Origin of the sequence: Streptomyces sp. NPDC020192, assembly GCF_044388685.1 — a bacterium.
Taxonomy (GTDB): domain Bacteria; phylum Actinomycetota; class Actinomycetes; order Streptomycetales; family Streptomycetaceae; genus Streptomyces.
Genome location: NZ_JBIRXG010000129.1, coordinates 1 through 1438, shown reverse-complemented (window position 1 = coordinate 1438; position 1438 = coordinate 1). Strand labels below are relative to the sequence as shown.

Sequence of the window (1438 nt, the reverse complement as noted above, 5' to 3'; positions counted from 1 at the left end):
ATGCCCCACTGGCAGCCGGAGGGAATGGCCGGGGTCTTGGCGAGGATTTCCGAGACGGGGTAGCGGGACTCACGGCGTACGGCCATGAAGATGCGCGGCATGACGGGGAAGTGGAACGCCATGTGGCACTCGTCGCCGCCGGAGCCGTAGTCCCCGAAGTAGTCGACGACGTCCTCCGGCCACTGGTTGGCCTCCGCCAGCAGCACGGTGTCCGGGTACATCGCGTCGATCTCCTTGCGTACCCGCCTGAGGAACTCATGGGTCGCCGGCAGGTTCTCGCAGTTGGTGCCCTCTTCGGCGTACAGATAGGGGACCGCGTCGAGCCGGTAGCCGTCGATGCCGAGGTCCAGCCAGAACTTCAGCGCCGCCAGGATCTCCTCCTGCACGGCGGGGTTCTCGTAGTTGAGGTCGGGCTGGTGCGAGAAGAAGCGGTGGAAGTAGTACTGGCCGCGCACCGGGTCGAAGGTCCAGTTGGAGGCCTCGGTGTCGACGAAGATGATCCGCGCGTCCTCGTACTGCTTGTCGTCGTCGGCCCACATGTAATAGTCCCCGTACGGGCCGTCGGGGTTCTTGCGGGACTCCTGGAACCACGGGTGCTGGTCGCTGGTGTGGTTCATGACGAAGTCGATGATGACGCGCATGCCGCGCTGGTGGGCGGCGTCCACGAACTCCACGAAGTCGGCGAGGTCACCGAACTCGGGGAGTACGGCGGTGTAGTCGGAGACGTCGTAACCGCCGTCCCTGAGCGGCGACTTGAAGAACGGCGGCAGCCACAGACAGTCCACGCCGAGCCACTGCAGATAGTCGAGCTTGGCGGTCAGGCCCTTCAGGTCGCCGATCCCGTCGCCGTTGCTGTCCTGGAAGGAGCGGACCAGGACCTCGTAGAAGACGGCGCGTTTGAACCACTCCGGGTCCCGGTCCTTGGCGGGAGTGTCCTCGAACGTGTCGTGCACGGGTTCGTTGACGGTCATGACGCTGCGGGCCCTCCGATCTGGGGCGTCGATCGCCCGACGTGGAGCACGTGCGCCGGCGCGCTGCCGGGCGTCAGACGCACGTAGTTGGTCCTGCCCCAGTGGTACGACTCGCCCGTCAGTTCGTCGTGTACGGACAGGGCGGCGTCCCAGTCCAGGCCGAGTTGCGGCATGTCCAACGAGACCGTGGCCTCCTGGGTGTGACGCGGGTCGAGGTTGACGACCACGATGACCGTGTCCGTCCCCGTGCTCTTGCTGTAGGCGAGCACGGCGTCGTTGTCGGTCGGGTGGAAACGGAGATTGCGCAGGCGCTGTAGCGCGGGGTGCCGGCGGCGGACGGTGTTCAGCCGGGTGATCAGCGGGGCGATGCTGCGGCCCTCCCGTTCGGCCGACTCCCAGTCGCGGGGCCTGAGTTGGTACTTCTCGGAGTCGAGGTACTCCTCGCTGCCGTCCCTCAGCGGGGTGTT

2 protein-coding genes are annotated in these 1438 nt (G+C 66.5%); both read right to left on the bottom strand.

Going from position 1 to position 1438, the window contains the following annotated elements; all coding sequences use genetic code 11:
• Positions 1–971 (bottom strand): alpha-amylase family glycosyl hydrolase (locus ACH47Z_RS47205; RefSeq protein ID WP_399086859.1); only part of this gene is annotated, 971 nt, incomplete at its 3' end.
• Positions 968–1438 (bottom strand): alpha-glucosidase C-terminal domain-containing protein (locus tag ACH47Z_RS47200; RefSeq protein ID WP_399086856.1); only part of this gene is annotated, 471 nt, incomplete at its 5' end. The genes ACH47Z_RS47200 and ACH47Z_RS47205, both read right to left, overlap by 4 nt.